The organism is Bifidobacterium myosotis (assembly GCF_002259745.1).
Classification (GTDB): Bacteria; Actinomycetota; Actinomycetes; order Actinomycetales; family Bifidobacteriaceae; genus Bifidobacterium; species Bifidobacterium myosotis.
The window spans coordinates 71738-96628 of the sequence record NZ_MWWW01000027.1 but is presented as its reverse complement, the minus strand read 5'-3'; the positions used below and the strand labels follow the sequence as shown (position 1 = coordinate 96628).

Sequence of the window (24891 nt, the reverse complement as noted above, 5' to 3'; positions counted from 1 at the left end):
GTGAGGGGCAGACACCGAGCGAGTAATCCGGCGGATTGTTCGCAGGCGCAGCGGGCGATTGCGCCGCATCAGGCTCTCCTCTTCGGAGGAGAGCCGATTCCATATCGACGTCCATAATCCGTCCGTAATCCGTAAAGGAGAACACCATGCAGATCATCACCGACGATGGCCGTTTCACGCTGACCGACCCCCATGGCACGGCCTGCCCGCTGGCCCCAATCACTGTGGGAGCCGTGTGCGTCACGGCGTCGGGCTCGCGCGTCACGACCGGAACCCTGACCGGCCAGCCCGATGCGCACGGCATTGGCGTGACGGTTGCCATCGACGGCGCGATGGACGACGTCTTCGCCAGTCTCACGGTCACCGTGCGCAACGACGGGGATGGACCGGTCACGCTTGATGATCTGTACGCTGACTTCGGCGTCGACGATACAGCCCCGAACGCATACCTCCCCGCCGATATCGTCTCCCGCGGCTTAGTTGCCGGAGTCAACGCATCCGGTACTCACACGGCACACAATCCGTCATCCATCACCCATCCCGACGACCGGCCGACCCCGCTGGACTCCCCCGACGCCTTCCTGCTGCTGCCCTACGCCGGTCAGCGCGACTTCCGTCTGCTGGTCATGCCATATGACACGACGCAATTCGAGCTGGTGGAGCCGTTGCGCCCGTCCGCATATCGCTGTTATCTGCGTTCCGCAGGCCGGCGCGGCGCACCGGAATACGCGTATACGCACTGGCATGAACCGGCCCGTACGCTCACGCTCGCACCGGGCCAGGCCGAATCGTTCACCATACTGCTCACGTTCGCATCGAGCGAGAACGATATCGCGTCCTTCCTCGTGCGATTCGCGCAGACGCCGCGCGGTTTCTCGGACGGCGCGAATGGCATGGATTCGCTCTACCACTTCCTGCTGGACGACCCGAAATCCATCCACGCGAGCCACGACCTGACCAACGGCTACCAGTCGGCGGTCATCACGGACGGCCGCCTCTCCTCACTGACCACGCCGGCCGGTGGCATCGAGGCCATCGACCCGGACATGGGCTTCGGCGATGTCACCATCACGTATGACAACGATCGCAAGTTCTCGACGGCCGGCCTGAACGGACATCTCGACGCGGACGGCGACGCCGTATTCCGCGACGGGCCGCTTGAGGCCACCTTGTCGTTCCGACTGGACGGACGCACGCTGCATGCGACGGTCTCGCTCGCCAACACGGGCAGCGAACCGCTGACCCTGACCGATGTGGGCATGGCCGTGCCGCTGAACAGCCGCATGGCGTGGGGCGTGGACGCCGCGCAGCGCATGATTCGTCACACGCAAGTGGCCGGCGACAACTCGTTCATGCTGGCCACGCCTTCCGACGGCAAGCCGCCGTATCTGCTGGGCATCCCCGCAGACGGCGTGCGTTGGGAGCTGTTCGATCTTGGCAAACAGCCGACGCGCGACGGCGAAACCCGTGAGGTGTACCGCATCCACATGCATGGCGACGCGGCGGCGGCCGAAGCCCGCACCCATGAGGGCGGGCGCTGGCGTCTGCCGACCAGCTCGCTGACCCTGGCACCCGGCGAGCGGCGCGCATTCGGCCTCGATCTGCTCTGGGTGGACGGATACGACGAGGCGCGACGCGAACTGATCGCCCATGGCAAGCTCGACGTGCAGGTGGTGCCCGGCTATACGCTTCCGCGCGGCACCGAGGCGCTCATCAAGATCGACTCCCGGTATGCGGACGTCACGCTCACCGCCGAGCATCCGGACGAGACCGCGATTCGGCTGGTCGAGGATTGCGTGATCGACGCGGGTTCGGGCGATGGGGCCACGGGCAGTTACGCCGGCACAGGCGACGGCAACGGCATGGGCGACGACGGGAATCGTCACGGACGTCACGGCGTGTTCCGTCGCATCTACGGCGTGCGGCTTGACCGGCTCGGCGAGAACCTGCTGACGTTGCGCTATGGCGACGGCCACGTCGGCTATCTGGAACTATTCGCCACGTTGCCGGTCGGCGAACTCATCGACTCGCGCGCAGACTATCTGCGACGCTGCCAGGCCGACGCACCGGACAAGTGGTACGACGGCCTGCTGCAGGAACGCAACACGAAGACCGGCGCACTGCTCAACCCGGACAACTACGACGAGATCAAGGGCTGGCGCATCTACGAGGTCACCTGCGACGACCCTGGCCTTGCCAAGCCGGCGTTCCTCGCGGCGAAGAACGCCGAGCACCCGGTCGAGGACGAGGTGCATGCGCTCGACCGGTATCTCGGCTCGTTCGTGTGGGGCGGGCTGCAGCGCACCGACGAGGAGGAGTGGCCGTACGGCGTCTACGGCGTACCGGACTGGAAGAACCTGCGCGACCATCGCGGTCTCAACGGCAATGAGCAGCTGCACATCGGACGTCTGTGGGACTACCCGCATGTGGCGCTCACCTGGTTCATGATGTACCGGATCGCCGTGCGCAAACCGGAATGGACCGCACTGCCGGCACGCGAATACCTCAAGCGCGCGTGGGGCACGTTCACGGCGATGTACCGGTATCCGGACGAGGTCGGCTACGACTACGAGTCGAAGCTGGACAACACGTCGCCGTACAGGACCGGCTACTACAACGAACTGGTCATCGCCGACGTGATCGATGCGCTGCGCGTCGAGGACGAACCGGTGCGCGCCGCCCAGCTGGAGGCGTACTGGAACCACAAGGCCGACTTCCTCATCCGTCAGGCCAAGGACCTGTTCGGCTCCGAATACGCCTTCGACACCACCGGGTTCGAGACCACGCAGGCCGTGGTGGACTGGGGACGCGGCCATGCGATGCGCGTGTGGAACACGGACGGACGGTCCGCGACCTCGTACCGAGCCGGCGACGTGGAGCGGTTCGACCGCTACCAGCGCGCCTGCAACATCGCCTGCCGAGGATGGCTGGAGAACGGCTATTACGTCACCGGTTCCGACATCCGCAACGACACGATGCAGTACACGTTGAGTTACATGTCGCAGATGGGCGGATGGTCGCTGCTGCAGGACGCCTTGTACGCGGACGGTTCGCCGTTCGGGCTACTGCGGCTCGCCTCGGCGTCGCTGCTGAGCTCGTGGGCGCTGGTCAACGCCGGCGATAAGGCGAGCGGGTACGGATACTGGTTCCCGGGCGCCGAAAACCAGGGCGCCTCCAGCGGCGGATTCGAGCCGCTCCCCTACGCCACCACCTGGCTCGGCCAGCCCGCGGACCGTGGTTATTGGATCTACGGCTGCGAAACCGATCTCGGCTATTGCGGCTACCTGCGCGGTGCCGCGACGGTCGTGGCCGACGACCCGGATTTCGGGCGTGTGGTATACGGCGGCACGCAATCGGATGATAATCAGGCCGACGTCAATGTGACGCGCGGCGTCGTCGGCACCCGAATCACCCACATCACGCCCACCGACGGTGTGAACCGGCGGTTCCATCTCATCCGGTCCGCCGCCGACCGCATCCATGTGATGCTCGACGGCGCCCGGTACGCCAGTGCGACCATCGAGGAATGCGAATCCGGCCGGACCATCATCACCCTCGACGTCACCAACGCGCTCGACGGCCGCGCCACCCTGCGCGCCTTCACCCACGACGGCGCCGTCCTGACCATCGGCCGTCATTGCGGGCGCGACCTCACCATCCCCGTGTCCGACGGACCGGTCGCCATCAGCCTCAGCTGAGACCGGCGGCCGAATATGAGAATTGCCCTCCCTCCTATACTGAAAGGAAATGCATAGCCACTTGACGAAGTGAGGATCAATGGACAGCGTTCCGGCATTGTTGTTTGTCATTGGCCTAGTTGCGGCAATTGCGATATCGGTCGTTTTGCTTCGGCTGTCAGGCAACCGGCTCGCAATCAATCTTGGTCTGTATGCGACGGCTCTGGCATTGCAGGCTGTAGCGTTGCTGCTGGTCCCGTCGATGTCGTTCGTCTATCTGCGCGGCGCGATAGACATCGATGTGGCCGATTTCTATGCTTCTCCGATGGCCGCGCTTTTCCCTCTCGCAGCAATCGTCGCGTTCGCCGTGGCCGATGGAATCATGGTGGTCAAACGCTTCTGGAAGGCCTGATTGGTAGCGACGGTATGAAACGGCTGGCAGGACTGCGAATGGTCCTGCCAGCCGTTTCGTATTGCGACGCGATGCCCGTGTGCTACACACACCTGGCGTGCCGTCGGATCGGCGTCGTCACGCCTTGGTGATCTCGAAGAACGTGGGCACACCCTTCCAGTTGGGCTCCACGTTCTTCACGTTCTTGCCAAAGACCGCATTCGCGTTCTGGTTGTACAACGGAATCTGCGGCAGATCATTGAGCAGGATCTCCTCGGCCTGCTGGTACAGCGAGTTCGCCTTGTCCACGTCCGAGGCCTGCGCGGCCTGATCGAGCAGTGCATCGAACTCGGGGTTCTTGTAGTCACCGTCGTTCGAGCCCTTACCGTCCGCGGCACCGGACGAGAAGATCGGCGTCAGGTAGTTCTCGATGGACGGGTAGTCGGCCTGCCAGCCGGCGCGGAACGCGCCCTTGATCTTGCGGTCGGTCACGGCCTCGTGGAACTCGTTGCCGGTGGGCATCGGGGCGGTGGCGGCGTCGATGCCCAGCGTGTTCTTGATCTCGTTGATCACGGCGTCGTAGATGGGCTTCATATCGCCGTCGGTGCTGAACGCGATGGTGAACTTGCCGCTCCACGGGTTGATCTCATCGGCCTTCTTCCACAGCTCCTTGGCCTTGTCCGGGTTGTATTCGAGATTCTCGTTGCCCTTGAGGCTGTCGGAGTAGCCGGAGATCGGCGGGGCGGAGAAGTCCTTGACCGGCGTGGCGGTGCCGGCGAGCAGCTTGTCGCACAACATCTTGCGGTCGATGGACATCGAGATGGCCTGACGGCGCAGCACGCCCTCCTCGCCGGTGAAGTGCTCAAGCGTGGACGGAATCGTGAACGTGGCGATGCCGGAGCTCGGCTTGCTGTAGGCGTTGAGGCGTGAATCCTTCTGGAAGGTCTTGACGGCCGAGGGCGGGATGGTGGCGGAGACGTCCAGGTTGCCGCCCTGCACGTCGGCATACGAGGAGCTGTTCGACGTGTAGATCTTGAAGGTCAGACCGTTGTTCTTCGGCTTGAAGTTGCCCTGGTAGTCGGGGTTCTTCACCAGCTCGATGCTCTGGCCGTGCTCCCACGACTTGAACTTGTACGGGCCGTTGCCCACCGGGTTGTTGCCGAACTTCTCCGGGTCCTTGTAGAAGGATTCGGGCACCGGGTAGTAGCCGGAATAACCGAGGATCACCGGGAACACCGAGTTGGGGGCGTTGAGCTCCACGCTGAAGTGCGTGTCGTCGGTGACGTGCAGGCCGGACAGCTGCTCATCACCCTTGAGCTTGGAGGTGTCCTGCAAGTCGTCGTAACCCTTGATCATTGAGAAGAAGCTGGCACACAGCTGGCCGTTCTTGGCGTTGGCCGTGTAGCTCCACGCCTTGGTGAAGCTTTCGGAGGTGACCGGCGTGCCGTCGGTGAACTTCCACCCCGACTTCAGCACGATGTCGAACTTGGTGTTGTCCGCATTCGGCGTGATGGACTCGGCCACCTCGTTGACCGCGGTGCCGTCCGGCTTGAAGCCGACCAGTCCGGAGAAGAGCATGTCGTTGACGTTGCCGCCGGCCGCCTCATAGGTGTTGCCGGGGACGAGCGGCTTCTGCGGTTCGACCGTGGAGATGGTGATGATGTTGTCGCCCGCGCCGCCACTTGCGGACGCGCCATTGGAGCCCGCGCCGCAGCCGGCGAGAAGCATGGTGACGGACAGCATGGCCGCCGAGATCATGGCTATGCGCTTGTGCCTGATAATCATGGGAGTCTTCCTTCCTGTTCCTCGGCGGGGCGTCGCGGCCAGCTCTTCTCATCGGTCGCGCAGAGGTCTGACAACACCCATGCGCGAGATCCCGAGAGCCGGACCGCACCCCGCCTTTGGTCAGGGAGTATAGGTTCGTGATTGTTACGCAATCGGCCCGATTTCATTGCCGATGACCATTTCCAGCCGATTCCAGAAGAGGACTCCACCCCACCCCAGAAAAATCCACCAACCGTAGTCCTTATCTTCCCGTGAGTTGCCCGTGGGTTCTTCAGCGTCCGGTTTCTGTCAGAAGTGAGGGACTACTGACCATAATCGGACGCAAAACCGCCTCTCAGCGTCCGTTAATGGTCAGGACCAGCGGATCCTGACAGAATCCGGACGCTAGAAAGCCCGATTGCGTCCGTTTTCCGTCAGAAGCGACGTGTTCCTGACAGGAAACGGACGCTTATCGGCTCCTCAGCGGCCGGTTTCTACCAGGAGAGATGCGCTTCCAGTAGAAAAGGGACGCTTACTCGCTCTTCAGCGGCTGTTTTCTACTGGAAGAGCATGACTCTCAGTAGGAAACGGCCGCTCACCGTCTCCTCAGCGGCTGTTTTCTACTGGAAACAGCCGCCTTCTGGTAGGAAACGGCCGCTGAGGAGATTGAATAGGCCTAGGCAACCGAGCAAATCAAGGAGACGGGATAAACGGCACCAACCAAATCAGCGAGGCACCGACCGGGTTGGCCGTCACCGTGCAAACAGACCGGTGCCGGCCAACCCAACCTACGCAGCCACGAAAGGCACCGTGAGGCGGACGGAATCGAGGTCCACGGTGAAATCGGAGAGCGGCACGGCGGCGAGGCGCTTCGAGTTGTTGTAGATGGCGAGCGCGAGGCGGTGGCCGGCGCGCACGGTCCAGTCGGTGGGCAGCAGGTCGAAGCCGATCTCATACCATTCGTCCACGGCCGTGGGCGTGAACTCGCTGAACGAATCCTTGTGCGCGGTGGCGATCCAGCCGCGGGTGACCATGTTCTGCATCTCGTGGGACTTGCGCGGCACGCACACCACGTACGACGCCTTGTCGTCGTCGGTGTAGCCGCCCACCGGCGGACGCTTTTCGGTGAGTTCCACGAGGGCGTGGATGTCCTCGCTCACCTGCACGTAGTTGCCTTCGCCGTATTCGATGAGCGAGGCGCACAGGTTGGTGTCGGGCGCGGACGCCTTGACACGCAGGCTGATGTGCGGAGTGCCGGAGATATGCCAGTCGCGCTCCAACGGCTCGCCGACGTACAGCAGGCGGTCGTCGTGCGCCTTGGCGAATTCGGCAAAGCGCGTGAGTTCCGGAATGCGCGCGCCCTTGATGACGGCGACATGCGCGGGCTCGTCGGAATCCGCCGAGACCGGCGCCGCCGCAACCGCCACACCCGCCGATGCCTCATCAACCGCCACGCCAGTCGAGGCCGACGCAGCAGTCACGCCCGACGCCGCCACCACGCCCGCCGAAGCCGACGCAGCCGACGACGCATCTTCGTCCCCGGCCCCGCCCAGCGCGTCCAACGCGCCCAGCACACCCAGCCGCGCGTCCTCACCGCCGGCCACGCCGAACGTGTGGTCGACCGCGCCCGGCACGGGCCAGCTCGGGTACTCGTGCCAGTTGCCGTCCGGGTCCTCGATGGAGGCCTCGGGCTCGTCCATGATGCCGTTGTCGATGTCCTTGAGCCAGTAGTCGAACCAACGCTCCAACGTCGTGAGCCATGCGTCGTGGCGCACGTCGAACGGGTCGTCATGCGCGTACTGATGCAGCCAGATCTTGCGGGGCACGCCGTACTCCCCCAGCGCCTTCCAGTAGGTGCCCACCTGGTTCATCATCACGTTGAGGTCGTTGACGCCGTGCACGATGAACACGCTCGCCTTGTACCGGTCCACATGTGAACGGTAGTCGCGCTCGGCCCAGAACTCGTTGTAGCTGCGGTGCTTCTTGTCCGAGCCGTCGTGCAGGCGCTGCCAGCCGCCCTTGGTGTTGAACCGCTGGAGACGGCCTTCGGCGGGCGATTGCAGGCTGGCGGCGAAGTTGTCCGGCTCCCACCAGGCGCCGTCCGCGTCGTCGCCGTTGAGCAGCACGCCCTGCGGATGGTACCAGTCGTACTGGCTGGAGATCGCGGAGATCGGCACGATGGTCCTGAGCCCGTCGATGCCGGTGGCGGCCATGCCGTTGGGCACCGAACCGTCGTAGGACTTGCCGATCGCGCCGACCAGACCGGACGCCCAGTCGGCCTTCACCTCGTTGTCCGGCGTGCGGCGGTCGCGGGTCAGGTATCCCTTGGCACGTCCGTTGAGCCAGTCGACCACCGCATTGGCGGAGGCCACGTCCTTCGGGCCGCCGATGTCGCAGAACCCCTCGGACAGCGACGTGCCGGACGTGCTCAGCAGGATGACCGCGTAGCCGCGAGGCACGAAGTAGTTGTCGAAGAAGAAGGTGAACTGCTTGAGCGGGCTGTTCCACTTGTCCTCCGGGTGCGCGTACTCGATCATCTCGCCGTGACGCGGGTAGAGCGAGTAGTACGGGCTCGGGTCCATGATGACCGGAATCTTCTCGACGCCGTCCAGTTCGCGCGGGCGGATGATGTCCGCGCGCACCAGATCGTTGCGTCCATCCGCATCGCCGTCGAACGGCAGTTCGATGTAGACGAACTCGCGGATCGCGTTTTCGTAGGAGTACTGTTCATCGGTCATATTCGGTTCCCCGCTTACCTGATGTTTGCCTGATTCATGGGATTTCCCGTCAAAATACCCACGCGGGGACGGCGAATATGTGCAGGAATCCCTGTTTTAGGTGGAAGATTCTTCCCGATTCGGGTAATAGGCGTACGAGTGGGGCGATTACCGGGCTTTCCGCTCCCCTCAGTCGGCTATGCAGACGGCTCCCCTCAGAGAGGGGAGCTTAAGTGAGGGGAACTGATGTATGACCCTCAGCACTCGACCACGTTGACGGCGAGCCCGCCTTGGGAGGTCTCCTTGTACTTGGCCATCATGTCCTCGCCGGTGTCCTTCATGGTCTTGATGGCCTGGTCGAGGGTGACGATGTGCGAGCCGTCACCGAGCATGGCCATGCGCACCGCGTTGATGGCGGTGTTGGCGGCCATGGCATTACGTTCGATGCAGGGGATCTGCACGAGTCCGCTCACCGGATCGCAGGTCAGGCCCAGATTGTGTTCGATGCCGATCTCGGCCGCGTTCTCCACCTGCGCCACAGTGCCGCCCATCACCGCGCACAGGCCGGCGGCGGCCATCGAACAGGCCGAGCCGACCTCGCCCTGGCAGCCGACCTCGGCGCCGGAGATGGAGGCGTTGCGCTTGAACAGGTACCCGATGGCGCCGGCGGTGAGCAGGAACGTCACGATGCCGTCCTCGTCGGCCGAATCCACGAAATGCCAGTAGTACTCCAGCACGGCCGGGATGATGCCGGCCGATCCATTGGTCGGCGCGGTGACGATGCGGCCGCCGCCCGCGTTCTCCTCGGAGACGGCCAGCGCGAACAGGTCCACCCATGCGGCGTCCGAGGATTCGAGCACCGCGTCCACCCGGCGGCGACGGTTGAGCAGGTCGCTGTTGGAGGCGAGCCGGGAGTACATCTTCGGCGCGCGGCGCGGCACATCGAGGCCACCCGGCAACGTCTTCATCTCGCTCGTGCAGCCATTGGTCACACACTCGCGCATCACCTGCCACACGCGCAGCAGGTCGGCGCGCACCTGCTCGGCCGGCCGCATCGCGATCTCGTTGGCCCACACCACGTCGGCGATGGGCATGTGCTCGCGCTTGCAGATCTCGAGCAGTTCGTCGCCCGAGGTGAAATCATAGGGCACCTGCGGGCCGAAGTCGGTGGCGGACTCGTCCTCGTCGGCGAACGCGGTACCCTCCGGCGGACGGTCGTGGATGCCGATCATGAGGTCGTCCGGGTGGCCTTTGCGGATGAAGCCGCCGCCGATCGAATACCAGACCTGCTCGTCGACGAGGTTGCCGGCGGCGTCGAACGCCTGGAACCGCATGCCGTTGGGATGCGCGGCCATACGCTGCCACAGTTCGAACGCCACGTCGTGCTCGTAGTCGAAGTCGATCTCGTGCGTGCCGTCGAGCATGAGCTTGCCGGTGCGTTCGCACTCCTGCTTGATGGTGAGCACATGGTGGGTGTCCACGGTGGCGGGCAGGTTGCCTTCAAGACCCGCCACGGTGGCGCGGTCGGTGCCGTGGCCCATGCCGGTCAGCGCGAGCGAGCCGTACAGGGTGCTGCGCACGCGGGCCACGCGCCCGAGCAGGCCGCTGTCCTTCAACGACTCCGCAAAGGCGTGGGCCGCGCACATCGGGCCCACCGTGTGCGAGGAGCTGGGCCCCACGCCGATCTTGAACATGTCGAGAATGCTGAACATCAGTACTCCTTTCCCATCGGATTGCCTTGACTAGCCTTAATTCCTGAATCGCCGCACATCACAGCGGGCGCCCCACGCCGACCGCGTCCGTACGCGGCACACCGGGCCGGCGACCGACCGCCTCGTATGCATCCGGCCGCTCCCCGCTCCTCGCCCGCGACCCACGCACCCGTACTTCTCGCCGTTACTCCTCGATGGCGTGCAGGTGGAAGATGCGCGAGAGATTGTCGCCGAGCGGCACCCGCGGATGCAGCTGGCTGTTCGACCCGTCGGTCATCGCCAGTCCCACCCGCTGCAGCTCGTCGCCGTAGCGCGGCCGACGCTCCACGTCGAAGCCGATCTCATCGACCGCGTACCGCACGCTCTCATCAAGCCCGGCGAGCCGCAGATACCGCACCGGCACGTTGACGCCCACACGGTTGCGGTAGTACCCGGCCAGCGCCTCGCGGCGATTGCGCGAGACCACGATCCACGCCACATCCGTCGGCGAGGAGGCCGTGCGGGAGCGGAACGGATCGAGCAGCCGGTAGAAGTCGCCGCAGCGCACGAGTTCCGCGTATTCCTTGGCGAGCGCGATCTGCCCGCGGATCGTAAGCCGCTCCTCCTCGGTGCAGGCGCGCGGATCGAGCTCGTAGCCAAACACGCCGAACAGGGCCACGTCGCCGCGGGTCTTGAGCGACGCCGACCGGCCGGTCTGCGCGTTGGGCACCGGGGTGATATGGTTCGACATCACCCCGAGCGGGTAGGCGAGCGACGTGCCGTACTGAATCTTGACGCGCTCCATGGCATCGGTGCAGTCGGAGATCCAGTACTGCGGGCAGTATGCGAGCACGGCCGGGTCGAGACGCCCGCCGCCGCCCGCGCTGGCCTCGATGAGCAGTTCGGGGAATCGTTCGAGCAGTCGGGACAGCAGGTCGTAGTAGCCGAGCACGTACCGGTGGTAGATCTCGCCCTGCCGGTCGGCGGGCCACGCGGCGGAGAACACCTCGGAGAGCGAGCGGTTCATGTTCCATTTGATGTAGTCCACGTCGTTGTCCGCAATCACCGTCGACATCGCGTCGAGAATGTGGTCGCGCACCTCGTCGCGCGTCAGGTCGAGCACGTACTGGTGGCGTCCGATGCTCAGCTCGCGCGTGGCGTCGCCGAGCACCCAGTCGGGGTGGGCCCGGTACAGGTCGGAATCGGGGTTGACCATCTCCGGCTCGAACCACAGGCCGAACTTGAGGCCGAGCCCGTGGATGTGGTCGGCCACGGGCTTGAGCCCTCGCGGGAACTTGTCCGTATCCGGCGTCCAGTCGCCGATGGACGAATCGTCCCAGTCGCGGTGGCCGAACCAGCCGTCGTCCACCACGACCAGTTCCATGCCGAGATCCGCGGCCTGGTCGGCGAGCTCCATCACGCTTCGCTCATCCACACGCATGTACAGCGCCTCGTAGGTGTTGAGCGCCACGGGGCTGCGCCGGTCGCGCCACGGGCCGCGCGACATGCGGGTGCGTAGCAGCGTGTGGAAGGTCTGGCTCAACGCGCTCAGTCCGTGGTCGGAGTACGCGACGATCGCCTCCGGGGTCTGGAAGGGCTCCCCTGGCTCCAGCCGCCAACGGAACAGCTCGTGGTTGATGCCGGCGCGCAGGCGCACGCCGTTGAACGAACTGACCGTCGCCTCGATGTTGAAGTTGCCGCTGTAGGCCAGGCTCATGCCGATGGCCTCGCCGTGCAGCTCGTCGGTGCTGGGTCGGGCGAGCATCACGAACGGGTTGGCGTGCTGGCTGCTGCGTCCGTCAAGGCTGGAAACGCGCTGCCCGCCGACGCGCAACGGCACGCGGGTCGCCTCGCATTCGCGCGACCACGCGTTGGTGAGCGTGAGCATGTCCCACTCCGCGTCCGGCAGGTCCAGCGAGCAGCTGTACGCCGATTCGATGGCAAGCCGATGGGCTCCCACGTTCTCCAGACGCACGCTGCGGGTGATCACCGGCAGGTCCTCGTAGATCGAGTACCGGAGCACGGCCTGCAATCCCAGCGCATCGTCGCGCAGGATGATCTCCAGCGTCTGCGCCTCGCCCGTATCCTCGACGTAGGTGGACGGCAGCCCCTGGATGGCCGGCTTGCCGTTGACGATCGTATGTCCGGCATACGTGAGCCGGGCGACGTGCGAGCCGCGCTCGTCGCACACGGTCAGCGCGCACGGGCGCAGGTCGCCCGACCCGGTCACCGGGTATTCCTGTCTGATCTGTTCGAGCGACAGCAGTCCGCGGTCATCGCTGACGGCGAGCATGTCGCGGAACAGAATCTCCTGCAGGTCGGTCAGCGGGCCGTCGTCCCTGAGGCGCGCGCCGAAGTACAGATGATTGAGCTCGCCGCCCTCTAGCACGCGCAATACGTAGCTGACGTATCGGTTGCGCAGATGGAACTGTCGCGAGGGTTCCAGAAAGGCAATCGTCATGGCCTGCCGCCTTTCGCTGGTCTGGTGATCGGTCGTGTGGATGACTCCACGGATGATGTTGCACTCAGCATATTGCGTACGATGGCATCGCGCGCCGGGCAACCGTTCGATTCGGTGGAGAAAACTGCGGCATGATTCATGCCGCCGCAGTTTCCTCCGGCCGAACCGGACGGGCGTCCGGTCGCGGTCGCCCACCCACCTACGTAGCCGTACCACCATACTCATATACGCACATATACGCCGTCGATGTGAACGACCGTATGCAGACGCGTAAACCGGGTGAACGAAGAAAAACACACCTTATTCGAAGAAAAGGAGAGTCCACGCCTCTACCGGCATCCACTACGATATTGAGGGGATATCGGGCCCGAGGCCCGCCGGACGGACGAACAGGGGGTGCAGCCATGCCGACGATCATCGCCGATCTGCCGGCGGCCGAGGTCTCGTTCGAATCGACCGGCCAGTTCATCGGCACACCGGGATGGATCCACGAGCGCCGCACCCTGAACAGCTTCGAGCTGATCTTCGTCAAGCGTGGCATCCTGCCGTTGCGCGTGGGCGGCGAGGACCTGCGCGTGGGCGGCAAGGACATCCTCATCATCCCGCCGCAGACCCCGCATGAGGGCAGCGGATACCTGACCGATACGCTTGAGTTCTTCTGGGTGCATTTCCGTATCCGCCACTGGCGTCGATCGAACGCGACGGGCGGCATGGGCGCGTCCTCCGCCTATAACGACCATTCGCTGGTGCTGCCGTTGTCCAGCTCGCAGATGGACACCGACCGGCTGACGATCATGTTCAACCAGTTGCTCGACATCTATCAGATGAGCTATCCGGAGCCGAGCTCGTACTGCGACTACTTCACCACATGCCTGCTCTACGAGGTGGCCTCGCTCACCGGTCGGGCGGCCGCGGCGAACAGCGAACAGCGTGAACGCCATGCGCTGCAGAAGGTGCATGAGTGGATTCGCATCAACGCCTTCGAGGACATTTCGGTCAATCAGATCGCCGATCAGTTCAACTACTCCCCCAGCTACCTGTCGACCATCTACAAGCAGCATTTCGGCGTGAGCATCACCACGCAGATCTCGAAGATCCGCATCGAACGCGCCGAGGAGCTGCTGCTGTCCACCTCGATGAGCGTGCAACAGGTGGCGGAGGCCAGCGGCTACAACGACGCGAAGTATTTCATGCGCGTCTTCAAGCAGCACACCGGGCTCACCCCCACCCGCTACCGCACGAGCTTCACGATGCGCCATTACAACAACGCGTGAATCGGCCGGTGCTGTGGAGCCATGAATCCCCCATGGCGAATCATGGCCATGGCGTTCCATGACGATTCACGTCTCCACAGCGCCGGCCGATTCACGGCCAATCGCACTATAATTGTGGCTCCCCTGCCAAGCCGAGGAGCCACGGAACAGCCGGGCGAGTCGCGAGGATCAAGCCGCGCCTCCCGCCCGGCGGCGTCACATCGCGCGCATCACACGCATCACGCGTTCCGGTCGGTGTCGACCTGGGCGGTGATGACCTTGCCGAGCTTCTTGGTGAAGAGCAGCACGATCAGGCCCACGAGGATCGTGATGCCGCCGATGGCCGCGAAGTACACGGCCTCGGAGCCCTCGTGGTAGAAGTTCACGGAGATCGCGTTGAGCGCGGCGCCGGTGGACTGGGAGATGGACCACACGGTCATCATCTGCGTGGAGAAGGCCAGCGGGGCCACCAGCGAGGCGGCGGAGTAGCCGGACGGCGAGGTGATGGCCTCACCGAGCATGATGAACACGTAGAAGACGAGCAGCCACATCGGGCTCACCTTCACGCCGGTCGGGTAGAGCATGAACGGGATGGCCATGAACAGCGGGCCGGCGCCCCACAGCATCGTGCCGAAGCCCATCTTGGTGACGACGGTGGGCTGGTGGTCGCCGAGGCGGGTCCACAGCGCGGTGACGATGATGCCGAACGCGACGGCGAGGATGGCGGACCAGGTCTGGAAGGCGGCCGGGGTGATGGTCATGCCGAACAGGTTGCGATCCACGGTGGTGTCGGCGTAGGTGGCCAGAATCGAGGTGGACTGGGTCCACACCCACATCGCGAACACGTTGCACACGTACAGCGGGATGATGGCGCTGAGTCTCTTGGCCTCCGGACGGGTGGTCTTCTTGCTCATGAGGATGTAGGCGAGGTAGACGATCGGGATGAAGATCGCGCAGGTGCTGATAGTGGTGGCGAAGGAACCGATGCTCACGATCTTGGCGCCGAGCAGGATGCCGATGAGGGCCACGACCACGACGATGCCGGCGATCATCTTGACGGTGAAGCTGGTGCGCTTGGCCGGGGCGACCGGGTCGTCCGGCTGGTCGCCGATAGGCCCGAAGAACTTCTTCTCGGTGAGCAGGTAGAACGCGGCGCCGAGCACGGCGAAGACGGCGCACAGCGCGAAGGCCGGATAGTAGCCGGTGGCGAGGGCGATGGTGCCGGTGATGAGCGGGGCCACGCCGCCGACGTTGTTGATGATGTAGAGCATGGAGAACGCACCGTCACGACGCTTGTCCTGCTTGTCGTACATCTTGCCGGCGAGCGTCTCGACGCTGCGTCCGGTGATCATGGCGGAGACGCACAGGAGGATCTGGTTGGCCGCGTAGCCGACCACGCCGAGGAACGGCAGAGCGAGCACCACATACGCCAGGCAGGTGGTGATTCGGCCGAACCTCAGGGCGCGGCGCGGGCCGAGCACGCGGTCGGCCATGTAGGAGCCGACCAGGCCGCACAGGAGGGCCGCGGTGGAGTACAGCGAGATGAGCTGCGAGGCCTCGGCCTGCGTGAAGCCCAGGCCTTCGGGGGCCGGCTTGTACAGGAAGTAGATGAGCACCGCGTTCATGCCGCCGTAGGCGAAGCCGTTGCACAGGTTCATGAAGCTCAGGGTGCCCACTGCGCTCGGATGCCCGAGGAACTGGGTGCCGTGGCGCAGCTTTTCGGCCAGATCGTGGCCCTTGTTCGATGCAGTCTCCTGCGGTGTCGGTTGGTTCATTGTTTCCCTTTCTTCAGGGCCGCCCGACCGAAATGGGCGGGCGGCGTTTTGCGGTCTCCCCCACGCCACTATGCGCGGGAGAGACGTTCATTGACGGATGGACGGATTGATACGGATAAGGCGGATGAGATGGATGGACAGTGGCCCGTCGTGGGGCGGGCCGCCTGCCGAGGCTTCCACCTGCCGCGACTTATCGTGCGGTGATCTCGAACAGGCGCGATTGGTAGTCGCCCTGATAGATCCATGTGGTCCACGGGCCGAAGCCGGAGTCGGACACGTCGAATCCGTGGTGCATGAGCTCGTCGCCGTAGAACGTCTCGCCGTCCACCTGCGGCATGCGGTAGGCGGTGTCGCGCACCTCGTACTCGCGCTCCGGGTCGAGTCCGTCGAGACGGAGCGAACGGTAGCCCTCGTTGACCGGCTGGTGGGCGCGGTAGTAGCCCACGAGCGCGCGGGAGCGGTCCGGGGAGACCACCATCCACGCGGTTTCGGCGCCCTCCTGCAGCCCCACCGGGTTCGCGCCGAACGGGCTGATGAGGCGGTAGAACGTGCCGTGCGCGATGAGGTCGTAATGGTCCTTGAAGAACCGGATCTGCGCGCGGATCTCCTCCTGCTCCTCCGGAGGAATCTTGTTGACGTCGAGCTCGTAGCCGAACGTGCCGAAGTAGGCCACGTCCGCGCGGGTCTTGAGCGGCGTCCTGCGGAACACCTGATGGTTCGGCACGGCGGAGACGTGGCTGCCCATGCTGGAGATCGGGTAGCCGAACGAGGTGCCGTATTGGATCTTCAGACGCTCGATGGCGTCGGAGTCGTCGGAAATCCAGCCCTGCGGCGCGTAGTAGAGCATGCCGGCGTCGAAACGGCCGCCGCCCGAGGCGCAGGATTCGAACAGCACCTCCGGGAACTTGGAGGTCAGCCGCTCGTAGAGCGCGTAGACGCCGAGGATCTGGCGGTGGTAGACCTCGCCTTGGAACTCGGCCGGACGACCCTGCGAGAACACGTCGGTCATCGAACGGTTCATATCCCACTTGACGTAGCTGACGAGTCCGGTGCCGAGGATCTTCTCCATCTGCTCGGCGATGTAGTCCACCACCTCGGGCTTGGTGAAGTCGAGCTCGAACTGGTTGCGGCCGTGCAGCGGCGTGCGGTCCGGCACGCGAATCATCCAGTCGGGGTGGGCCTCGTAGAGCTTGGAGTCCTTGCTGATCATCTCGGGCTCGAACCACAGGCCGAACTTCATGCCGAGCGCGGTGATGCGACGGGCCAGCCCCTCCACGCCGTTCGGCAGCTTCTTCGGGTCGGCGAACCAGTCGCCCAGCGAGCTTTCGTCGTTGTCGCGGTGGCCGAACCAGCCGTCGTCGAGCACGAACAGGTCCACGCCGAGCTCGTGCGCCTTGGCGGCGATGCCGTACACCTTGTCCTCGTCGAAGCGCATGTACGTGCTCTCCCAGCTGTTGATGAGCACCGGGCGCGGGCGGTCGCGCCAGTAGCCGCGGGCCAGACGGGTGCGGTACAGCTCGTGGTAGGCCTGGCTCATGTGGTTGAGGCCGTCGGCGCTGTAGACGATGACCGCCTCGGGCGTCTGGAATGTCGCGCCGGGGCCAAGCCGCCATGCGAAGCCCTCGGGGTGGATGCCCATCATCACGCGGGTGACGTGGTAGTTGTCCACCTCGACCTGGCCGAGGAAGTTGCCGCTGTAGACCAGGCTCACGCCGAAGCACTCGCCGGCGGTTTCAGTGGTTTCCGGGCGCTTGAGGATGAGGAACGGGTTGAACTGGTGCGAGCTGTGGCCGCGCAGGCTGTAGATGGACTGCACGCCGGTCTTGAGCGGGCGTTCGTCCAGATGACGTTCACGGCCCCATGCGCCGGTGAAGTCGAGCATGTTCCAACGCGCGTCCGGCAGGTCGATGTTGGCGCTCATCGCCGCGTCAAGTACGAGCTCCCGGTCGCCGTGGTTCACGAAGCGCGCGTTGCGGGCCAGCACCGGACGGTCGGCGTACAGCGTGTAGGACAGCTCCAACTCGGCCTTGGTGACCTCGTCGGCGAGCGTGATGGTCAGCGTCTCGGCCTCGGCGTCGTCCTCCACGTAGGTGGCGGGCAGTCCCTCGAGCTTCGGCTTGCCCGGCGTGACGACGTGCGAGACGTACTTGAAGTCGGCGTAGCGGCTGCCGTCCGGGTTGACCACCGTGGCGGCCATGTTGCGCAAATCGCCGTTGCCGGTGACCGGGTATTCCTGCTTGGTGTCCTCCAGTGAGAAGCTCTGGTCGCCCTCGTAGACGCACGGGTCCATGTCGCGGCGCTCGTTGACCTGCATATGGGTGAAGTTCTCGCGGTCCTTCAGCGGCGCACCGAAGTACAGCTGCCCGATCTGACCGTTGCGCAGCACGTCGATGATGTAGGAGAAGTACCGGTTGTGGATGTGGAAGACCTTGGTGTTCTCGTGATACACGATGGGCATGAGCGTGACCCTCCTGTTCAGACTCTTCGCTTGCCGACGGTGCCTCGACGCATCGCCGCTGGCTTCCAACCATACGGCCGGCGAGCGGCCCAATTGATGGACGAATCCGGTGGTCGGGTGGATTCTCATTCGCTGTTTACCCGCCGGTATACGGAACTTCACCGAGGTGGACAAAACCATCGAGTTCCCCGATTCCCCGCCGATATGCCTCCATTGGTAACGTGACGCGCGACGCCAAGCCAGTAGCATGGGGCGCATGGCCGCTCCGTCGCGGCCTCCACCAAGCAAGGGGGAACATATGCCGGGAACCAATCTGACCCAGAACGAAGCGGCAGAGCGCAGGCACGCCATCGTCGGCACGCCGGACTACCGCGTATCACTGGACGTGACCCGCGGACCGGACACGTTCGCGTCCGTCACGACGATCGACTTCGACGCAATCGCCGGAGCGTCCACGTTTCTGGACCTGACCGCCGAACAGGTCGAATCGATCACGCTGAACGGCGAAGCTCTGCCGGTGGAGCGCGTCTACGCGGACTCGCGTATCACGCTGTCCGATCTGACGGCGCACAACACCGTGGAGGTCAAGGCGCTGGGCCGGTATTCGAAGACCGGCGAGGGCCTGCAGCGCAGCGTGGACCCCGCGGACGGCAACGTGTACCTGTACACGCAGTTCGCGGTGCCGGACGCACGCCGCGTCTACGCCGTGTTCGACCAGCCGGACATCAAGGCCACATTCACCTTCGACCTCAAGGCTCCCGCATCGTGGATCGCCCTGTCGAACACGCCCGTCGTCGCCAGCGAGGACGTGCCTGGTGCGCTCACCGAGCCCGGCACCTTGGGCGACGGGCCGGCCGAGCCGGTCCGGCACTGGCGATTCAAGACCACGCCGGTCATGTCCTCGTACCTGACCGCGCTGACCATCGGTCCATACGCCGAATGGCATACGGACTATGAAAACCCCGACGGCCGGACCATCGCACTGGGCCTGTACTGCCGGCAGACGCTCGCCGACGCGCTGGCCAAGGACACGGATTACCTGTTCGTCATCACCAAGGCCGGCATGACATTCTACGCCGAGCAGTGGGGCGTGCCGTACCCGTATGAGAAGTACGACCAGGCGCTGGTGCCCGAATACAATTCCGGCGCGATGGAGAACATCGGACTGGTCATCATGCACGACCAGTACGCCTTCACCTCCAAGGTGGCGGGCAACGTGGCCGAACGCCGCGTGCTCAACGTGCTGCACGAGCTCGCCCATATGTGGTTCGGCGACTACGTGACCATGAAGTGGTGGAACGACCTGTGGCTCAACGAGTCCTTCGCCACGTTCATGGAGTATCTGTCATGCGTGGAGCGCACCGAATGGAAGGACGCCTGGGCCACGTTCTGCTCGTGCGAGAAGTACGGCGCGCTGGACATCGACCAGCGGCCCACCACGCATCCGGTGGTCGCGCCGATCAACGATCTCAATGACACGTACGTCAACTTCGACAGCATCACCTACGCCAAGGGCGCGGCCGTGCTGAAGCAGATGGTGTACTACGTGGGCCGCGAGGCGTTCTTCAGGGGCATCCACGAGTACCTGACCGACCGCGCCTACGGCAACGCCACGCTGAACGACCTGCTCGATGCGCTGGAGAAGGCCAGCGGTCGGCCGATGCGCGTCTGGGCGGAGCGTTGGCTCGAGCATCCGGGGATGAACACGATCGCGGCGTCCGTGACCGCCACCGGGGATTCCAATGATTCCCGGGATTCCGGTGATTCCGGGGCGCACGGCAAGATCGCCGAACTGACGCTGACGCAGACCGCACCCGAGCAATACCCGGTACTGCGCCCGCACCGTCTCGCGGTGGGCTTCTACAATCTGGACGAGGCCACCGGCAAGGTGCGCCGCACCGAACGCTTCGAACTGGATGTGGACGGCGAGACCACCACGGTCGCCGAAGCCGCGGGCCGTCCGCTGCCCGACGTCATCCTCATCAACGACGACGACCTGACCTACACCAAGGTGAGGCTGGACCCGCGTTCGGCGAGCTTCGCCGCCGACAACCTGTACCGGTTCGCCGACCCGCTGGCCCGCGCCGTGCTCTGGCAGACGTTCTGGTCGATGACCCGAGACGGCGACTTCCCCGCCGAACGGTTCATCGACCTGTCGCTCAAGGCGTTGGCCACCGAACATCAGCCGTCCACGTTCACCTACAGCATGCGCGAGATGCAGATCACCGCGCAGCATTACGTGCCGCTGGAGCGTCGTGCGGCCGTGCTCGCGCACATCTCCGAGGAACTGTGGAAGCTCATCGACGCCGCCGAGCCCGGTTCGGACCAGCAGTTCCAGCTGGTCACCGCGTATCTGAACAAGTATGCGACGGATGACGCGTTCGAGGCACATGCGCGAGGGTTGCTGGACGGCTCGGTGACGTTCGAGGGCCTTGCCATCGACAACGGCATGCGGTGGACGATCCTGCGCGCGCTCGCCTCGCGCGGATTCCTCACCGAGGCGGACATCGACCGCGAGCTGGCCTCGAACGACACCTCGGGCAACCGCGAGCAGGCGTTGGCCGCGAAATGCTCGATTCCCGACCCCGACGTCAAGCGCCGGTACTGGGACCTCATGTTGCACGACGAGTCGCTGTCGCACACGCAGTTGTGGGAGATGGCACCCGCGTTCAACACGAATGTGGGCCGCGCCGACCTCTACGAGCCGTACGCGGACGCCTATTTCGAGCAGGCGGAGTGGATCTGGAAGAATCGATCCTTCCATGTAGCGGACGTGCTGCTGCGTTTCCTCTATCCGGAGCACGCGCCCGCCGAGACGCTGGTGGCTTTGGGAGACGCCTGGCTCGACGCGCATCCGGCAGGCAAAGTCGATGACGCCCTGCGCCGTCTGGTGATTGACGCCGTGGACGGCTCCCGCCGCGCCGCCAAGGTCGAGGCCTCCAACCGGTAGATGCTGTGCCGGTGATGCCATCGACGGCATCACCGGCACCCGTCATCATTTCACCTACGCGGCTCCGCCGCCATTCTCGCTCCGCCAAGGTCGTTACTGTCGTTTTTATCGCCACCATCACCCCGACCAAAGCAATCCTGCGAATGGGTACAACGATGAACACACCGCCGCAACCGTCTGCACGGCACGATGCGCATGTATGTGTACACAACAGCCGGGTTTACACCGATACCGCGTTTTGTGTACACACACATGCGGTACGATTCGGGAATTCGGCGGTTTTCCGCATATCGTACCGCGACGCCTTACGCGACGACTCGATGCCGATTCCACAAAACGGCTTATTTCCAAGGATTTCGACACGAGCACCGCGGTACAATCCGCACCACAAACGTTTGCATCCTGTGTTGTCCCGCGCCGCTGCGGTACAACACATCAAAATCCCTCTTTCCCCGCAGTCGTACCGCAGGCCGACGCTACGCGAACCGAATCCATGCCGGCTTACAACCAGCTCACGCCATATCGGCCTCAATCACTAATGGGTCGGTGTGAGGGTGTCCTTGATGGCGGCTTCGTGGAATCCATACCCACCAGCCAGTGTCGTCGCTTCGCTTTCCGTTCTGCCGCCAACAGCGGGTGACGTGCTCGCGGACGCCGTCGCGGCGTCGTTCACATTGAGATAGACGGAGTATTCCTCATCAGCGATGGCGTAGATGGGGACCAGTCTCAGCATATCGGCATTGGCGACATGCGGCGGGCACACGTCGATGCTCAGACCGTAACGGTCGTCCTCATGCCGGGTCGCGGAAGCATCCAGCTCATTCACGGTGATTGGTCCGAGCTCGGCGGCGCCGCCCAATGAGGCCAGCAGTACATTACCGTAGCGGACGGCCTGCCGTGTCGAATCACCCGGCAACGGCACCAGTTCGATATCGGCGCGCAGATCGAGCGCCACGCGGTCGCCGTCATGGAAGGTGGCGGTGAAAAGGTACAGGCCATCCCGCACCGTCGTCACGACGTCCGCCGGGGCCGCGGTCTCCCTTTCGTCCATTGCGCGCCCATGCGTAAGCGTGACTTCGGAGACGCGATCCGCCATCATGGCCAGAGTGAATCGGGTCGGCGCATGTACGGCCACGTCGATCGACGAAATCGTCCTGTTGGGCCAATCGGTGTCGAGTGTGAGGCCGATGCCGGCCTCCGCCCAGTCCAGTCGCGAGGGGATTAATTCGGCGAGCACAACCAACGGCACACCGGCATCGGCATTCGCACCGGCAGACACTACGCCATCGACGGCTGTGCTGTGGAACCAGATGTCGCGCTGCATGTGCGAACCAGCCTCCCAGCCAGTGCCGGTGCAGCACCAGAAGTCAAGGTACGGACGACCGAACTTCTTATGTACACCCACGCCCAACGGCTGATGGTACAACGACTGTCCGGTCCGTTCATCGAGACAGTTGATCACCGCATTGAACTTGAGCTGTTCCAGTTCCCTGAGATACGTCACGTCGCCGGTGATCTCGAATAACCGGCGCGCGATGACAGACAGGTTGTGCGCGCAGCATGATTCGCTTTCCCCGCCGGTGAGTGCCCCGCTCAGATCGCCGTACGCCCCCCAATGCTCCGCACGTTCGGAAATCGCGTTCGGATCGGGATGGCTTGCCTTGGAACTGGTATTACCGTTGGCGAACATACGGCCGGCGATGAACCGGTATCCGTTCGTCGCCGCGGTCAGGAAACGGATGTCGTGGGTGATATCGTAGCGATGCAGCGCTGCGATGATCATTGGCAGATGCGTGTTGGCATGCAGGTCCTCCAGCACGTCCTCGCCGCGGGACAGAGCCCCAGTGAAGTAGTCCCGGTCGAAGATTCCGGCGGTGCGCAGCACATCCTCGTCGCCAGTGAGGTCATAGAGCGTGTACAGCGCGTCGCCGATGCCGCCGAATTCGTTGGTCGGGTCCACCTTGGTGGCTCGCAGTACGCCGTCGGTCTTCCATGCGGACAATTTCTCGAAACGCTGTCCGATGTAATGACCGAGGTTCAGCGCCAGTTCGAGCGCCTGTCGGTTGCCGACATACCGATGTGCGTCAAGAAGTCCCTGCAGGATTTTGTGCAGCGTGTAGTACGGTACCTCGACGCCGTGGTTCTCCCACGATTCGAGCTGGTCCAGCACTTCGGAGGGGAAAGCGCTCAGATAGCCGTCGTCGCGGACGCACTCCCCCATAATCGCGACGATCCGGTCCGCCCGGTCCTTAAACGCCTGATCATGGTCACCGCCATAGTATTTGGAAACAGCCGACAGGTAATGGCCCACGCAATGGCCGCGAATGCCGGCCTGCTCGCCTTCCCAGCCGCCAAGAGGCTCGGCGCTGGACGGCAGGCCGGCGTTGAGCCGGAACGTGTGCATCAGACGGTCAAGATCGAATTCCAGCAGGAACCTGCGCACCGCATCCGCACGCCGTCGGAAAACGCCGCCGGTGATGCTCACCTGATTCAGGTCGAACGTTTGAAATCGGTATTGTGCCATGTCGTCCTCCTTGACGTATCATCGGCGGCATCCTCGTCGATTGCCGCCGTCTGGACATTGTTGGTAGAGAAGGCTTCCACGCCATCACGCGAAGCCAGAGTGTTTATGAACCGATGTCCGGGAGTCCTCTCCAGGGATGGGGATGGACTTCCCGGACATGGCATTTCGTCACCGTCACCCCGCCATGCCGGTGCTGCGGTGACGTCATCGCTGTACTGTTGCCGCTCAGGTAGCCGTCGTCGCGGCAAAGTCACCAAAGCTACTGCTCGATGGCGTCCACGGCGTTGATCACCGTGCCGCGGAAGCCGTCCTTCTCGAGCTGGGCGACGCCGCGGATCGTGGTGCCGCCGGGCGAGCAGACGGCGTCCTTCATCGCGCCGGGGTGCGTGCCGGTGGCCATGTACAGCGCACCCACGCCCTCGACCATCTTCGCGGCAAGACGGTAGGCGGCCGCGCGCTGCAGGCCGTACTTGACGCCGGCGTCGCCCAGCGCCTCGATGTACATGTCGGTGAACGCGGGCGCGCATCCGGCGATGCACATCGCGATGTTCATATGCTCGGTGTCCACGCGTTCGATGAGGCTGATCGGCGCGAACAGTTCCTCGAAGGCCGCGGTCTGCTCGCGGGTGAGCGTGTTCGTGGCCTCGGTCACCAGCACGCCCTTGCCGACCGCCATCGGGGTGTTCGGAATCGTGCACTGGATGTGGATGGCGGGCGCGTCGCCAGCGGCGGCCTTACCGGTCTCCCCCGCATCGCCTGCATCCTCGCCGCCGAACAGCTCCTGATACTTCGCCAGATCCCAGCCGGCGGCGATGGACACGACGAACTTGTCAGGCTTGGCGAGCTCGCGGGCCAGCGGCCCAACCACGCTCTCGATCTGGTACGGCTTGATGGCCACGATGACCACGTCGGCCGCCACGGCCACCTCCACCGGATTGTGCAGCGGCCGTACGCCGAGCCTTGCGGCGTTCTTCTCGAGCTTGTCGTAATGGGCCGCGCAGGCCACGATCTGGTGGCCGCGCACCACGCCGGCATCCACAAGCCCCTGCGCGATGGCCTGCGCCATGTTCCCGTATCCGATGAAACCGATGGTGAGATTGCTGGACATATGCTTCCTTCCCGGGCCCCGATACCGCCCTGCAACGCAGTTGAATCGCAGATCCGCATCATCCAACGAACCGGAAACGAATCGAAACCGAACCGGAACCCGCCTCTTCCGGCTCCCATAGG

12 protein-coding genes are annotated in these 24891 nt (G+C 64.3%); 4 read left to right on the top strand and 8 right to left on the bottom strand.

Annotated features, from left to right (window positions below; genetic code table 11):
- Positions 1–146: 146 nt before the first annotated feature.
- The gene (locus BMYO_RS10015) at positions 147–3698 is read left to right on the top strand and encodes a DUF5695 domain-containing protein (protein ID WP_094668317.1); all 3552 of its coding nucleotides are present in this window, start codon (positions 147–149) and stop codon (positions 3696–3698) included.
- A 79-nt stretch (positions 3699–3777) separates the two neighbouring features.
- Positions 3778–4089, top strand: a complete 312-nt coding sequence (locus tag BMYO_RS10010; RefSeq protein ID WP_094668316.1) for a hypothetical protein — start codon at positions 3778–3780, stop codon at positions 4087–4089.
- 117 nt (positions 4090–4206) lie between these two features.
- On the opposite strand, the gene BMYO_RS10005 is transcribed toward BMYO_RS10010, so the two are convergent.
- The 4 genes from BMYO_RS10005 to BMYO_RS09990 form a co-directional block, all read right to left on the bottom strand.
- Complete coding sequence (locus tag BMYO_RS10005) at positions 4207–5853, bottom strand: peptide ABC transporter substrate-binding protein (RefSeq protein ID WP_094668315.1); 1647 nt, start codon at positions 5851–5853, stop codon at positions 4207–4209.
- Positions 5854–6620: 767 nt separating this feature from the next.
- Positions 6621–8570, bottom strand: coding sequence for a CocE/NonD family hydrolase (locus tag BMYO_RS10000; protein WP_094668314.1), 1950 nt, complete (start codon positions 8568–8570; stop codon positions 6621–6623).
- Positions 8571–8806: 236 nt separating this feature from the next.
- Positions 8807–10261: an L-serine ammonia-lyase gene (locus BMYO_RS09995; RefSeq protein ID WP_094668313.1), complete on the bottom strand. Its 1455-nt coding sequence runs from the start codon at positions 10259–10261 to the stop codon at positions 8807–8809.
- Between the two features lie 184 nt (positions 10262–10445).
- Positions 10446–12701: an alpha-galactosidase gene (locus BMYO_RS09990; RefSeq protein WP_158216985.1), complete on the bottom strand. Its 2256-nt coding sequence runs from the start codon at positions 12699–12701 to the stop codon at positions 10446–10448.
- A gap of 404 nt (positions 12702–13105) precedes the next feature.
- Between BMYO_RS09990 and BMYO_RS11580 the strand changes: the two genes are divergently transcribed.
- Complete coding sequence (locus tag BMYO_RS11580) at positions 13106–13975, top strand: AraC family transcriptional regulator (protein ID WP_158216984.1); 870 nt, start codon at positions 13106–13108, stop codon at positions 13973–13975.
- A gap of 218 nt (positions 13976–14193) precedes the next feature.
- Here BMYO_RS11580 and BMYO_RS09975 read toward each other — a convergent pair whose 3' ends face one another.
- Together BMYO_RS09975 and BMYO_RS09970 are read right to left on the bottom strand one after the other, a co-directional pair.
- Positions 14194–15729 (bottom strand): peptide MFS transporter, encoded by a 1536-nt coding sequence (locus BMYO_RS09975; protein ID WP_094668311.1) that lies wholly within the window; start codon positions 15727–15729, stop codon positions 14194–14196.
- A 190-nt stretch (positions 15730–15919) separates the two neighbouring features.
- Positions 15920–18187: an alpha-galactosidase gene (locus BMYO_RS09970; protein WP_094668310.1), complete on the bottom strand. Its 2268-nt coding sequence runs from the start codon at positions 18185–18187 to the stop codon at positions 15920–15922.
- A gap of 298 nt (positions 18188–18485) precedes the next feature.
- Here BMYO_RS09970 and pepN point away from each other — a divergent pair, with 298 nt between their 5' ends.
- On the top strand, positions 18486–21137 hold the full coding sequence (gene pepN, locus BMYO_RS09965; protein ID WP_094668309.1) for an aminopeptidase N: 2652 nt from the start codon (positions 18486–18488) through the stop codon (positions 21135–21137).
- 535 nt (positions 21138–21672) lie between these two features.
- Here pepN and BMYO_RS09960 read toward each other — a convergent pair.
- Both BMYO_RS09960 and proC read right to left on the bottom strand, forming a co-directional pair.
- Positions 21673–23661, bottom strand: coding sequence for a beta-L-arabinofuranosidase domain-containing protein (locus BMYO_RS09960; protein WP_094668308.1), 1989 nt, complete (start codon positions 23659–23661; stop codon positions 21673–21675).
- A 259-nt stretch (positions 23662–23920) separates the two neighbouring features.
- Positions 23921–24769, bottom strand: coding sequence for a pyrroline-5-carboxylate reductase (proC, locus tag BMYO_RS09955; protein ID WP_094668307.1), 849 nt, complete (start codon positions 24767–24769; stop codon positions 23921–23923).
- Positions 24770–24891 lie beyond the last annotated feature (122 nt).

Bases quoted from the DNA above. Each gene is read 5' to 3' on its own strand.
- BMYO_RS10015 (WP_094668317.1), top strand. From the start codon at position 147: ATGCAGATCATCACCGACGATGGCCGTTTCACGCTGACCGACCCCCAT.
- BMYO_RS10010 (WP_094668316.1), top strand. From the start codon at position 3,778: ATGGACAGCGTTCCGGCATTGTTGTTTGTCATTGGCCTAGTTGCGGCA.
- BMYO_RS10005 (WP_094668315.1), bottom strand. From the start codon at position 5,853: ATGATTATCAGGCACAAGCGCATAGCCATGATCTCGGCGGCCATGCTG.
- BMYO_RS10000 (WP_094668314.1), bottom strand. From the start codon at position 8,570: ATGACCGATGAACAGTACTCCTACGAAAACGCGATCCGCGAGTTCGTC.
- BMYO_RS09995 (WP_094668313.1), bottom strand. From the start codon at position 10,261: ATGTTCAGCATTCTCGACATGTTCAAGATCGGCGTGGGGCCCAGCTCC.
- BMYO_RS09990 (WP_158216985.1), bottom strand. From the start codon at position 12,701: ATGACGATTGCCTTTCTGGAACCCTCGCGACAGTTCCATCTGCGCAAC.
- BMYO_RS11580 (WP_158216984.1), top strand. From the start codon at position 13,106: ATGCCGACGATCATCGCCGATCTGCCGGCGGCCGAGGTCTCGTTCGAA.
- BMYO_RS09975 (WP_094668311.1), bottom strand. From the start codon at position 15,729: ATGAACCAACCGACACCGCAGGAGACTGCATCGAACAAGGGCCACGAT.
- BMYO_RS09970 (WP_094668310.1), bottom strand. From the start codon at position 18,187: ATGCCCATCGTGTATCACGAGAACACCAAGGTCTTCCACATCCACAAC.
- pepN (WP_094668309.1), top strand. From the start codon at position 18,486: ATGCCGGGAACCAATCTGACCCAGAACGAAGCGGCAGAGCGCAGGCAC.
- BMYO_RS09960 (WP_094668308.1), bottom strand. From the start codon at position 23,661: ATGGCACAATACCGATTTCAAACGTTCGACCTGAATCAGGTGAGCATC.
- proC (WP_094668307.1), bottom strand. From the start codon at position 24,769: ATGTCCAGCAATCTCACCATCGGTTTCATCGGATACGGGAACATGGCG.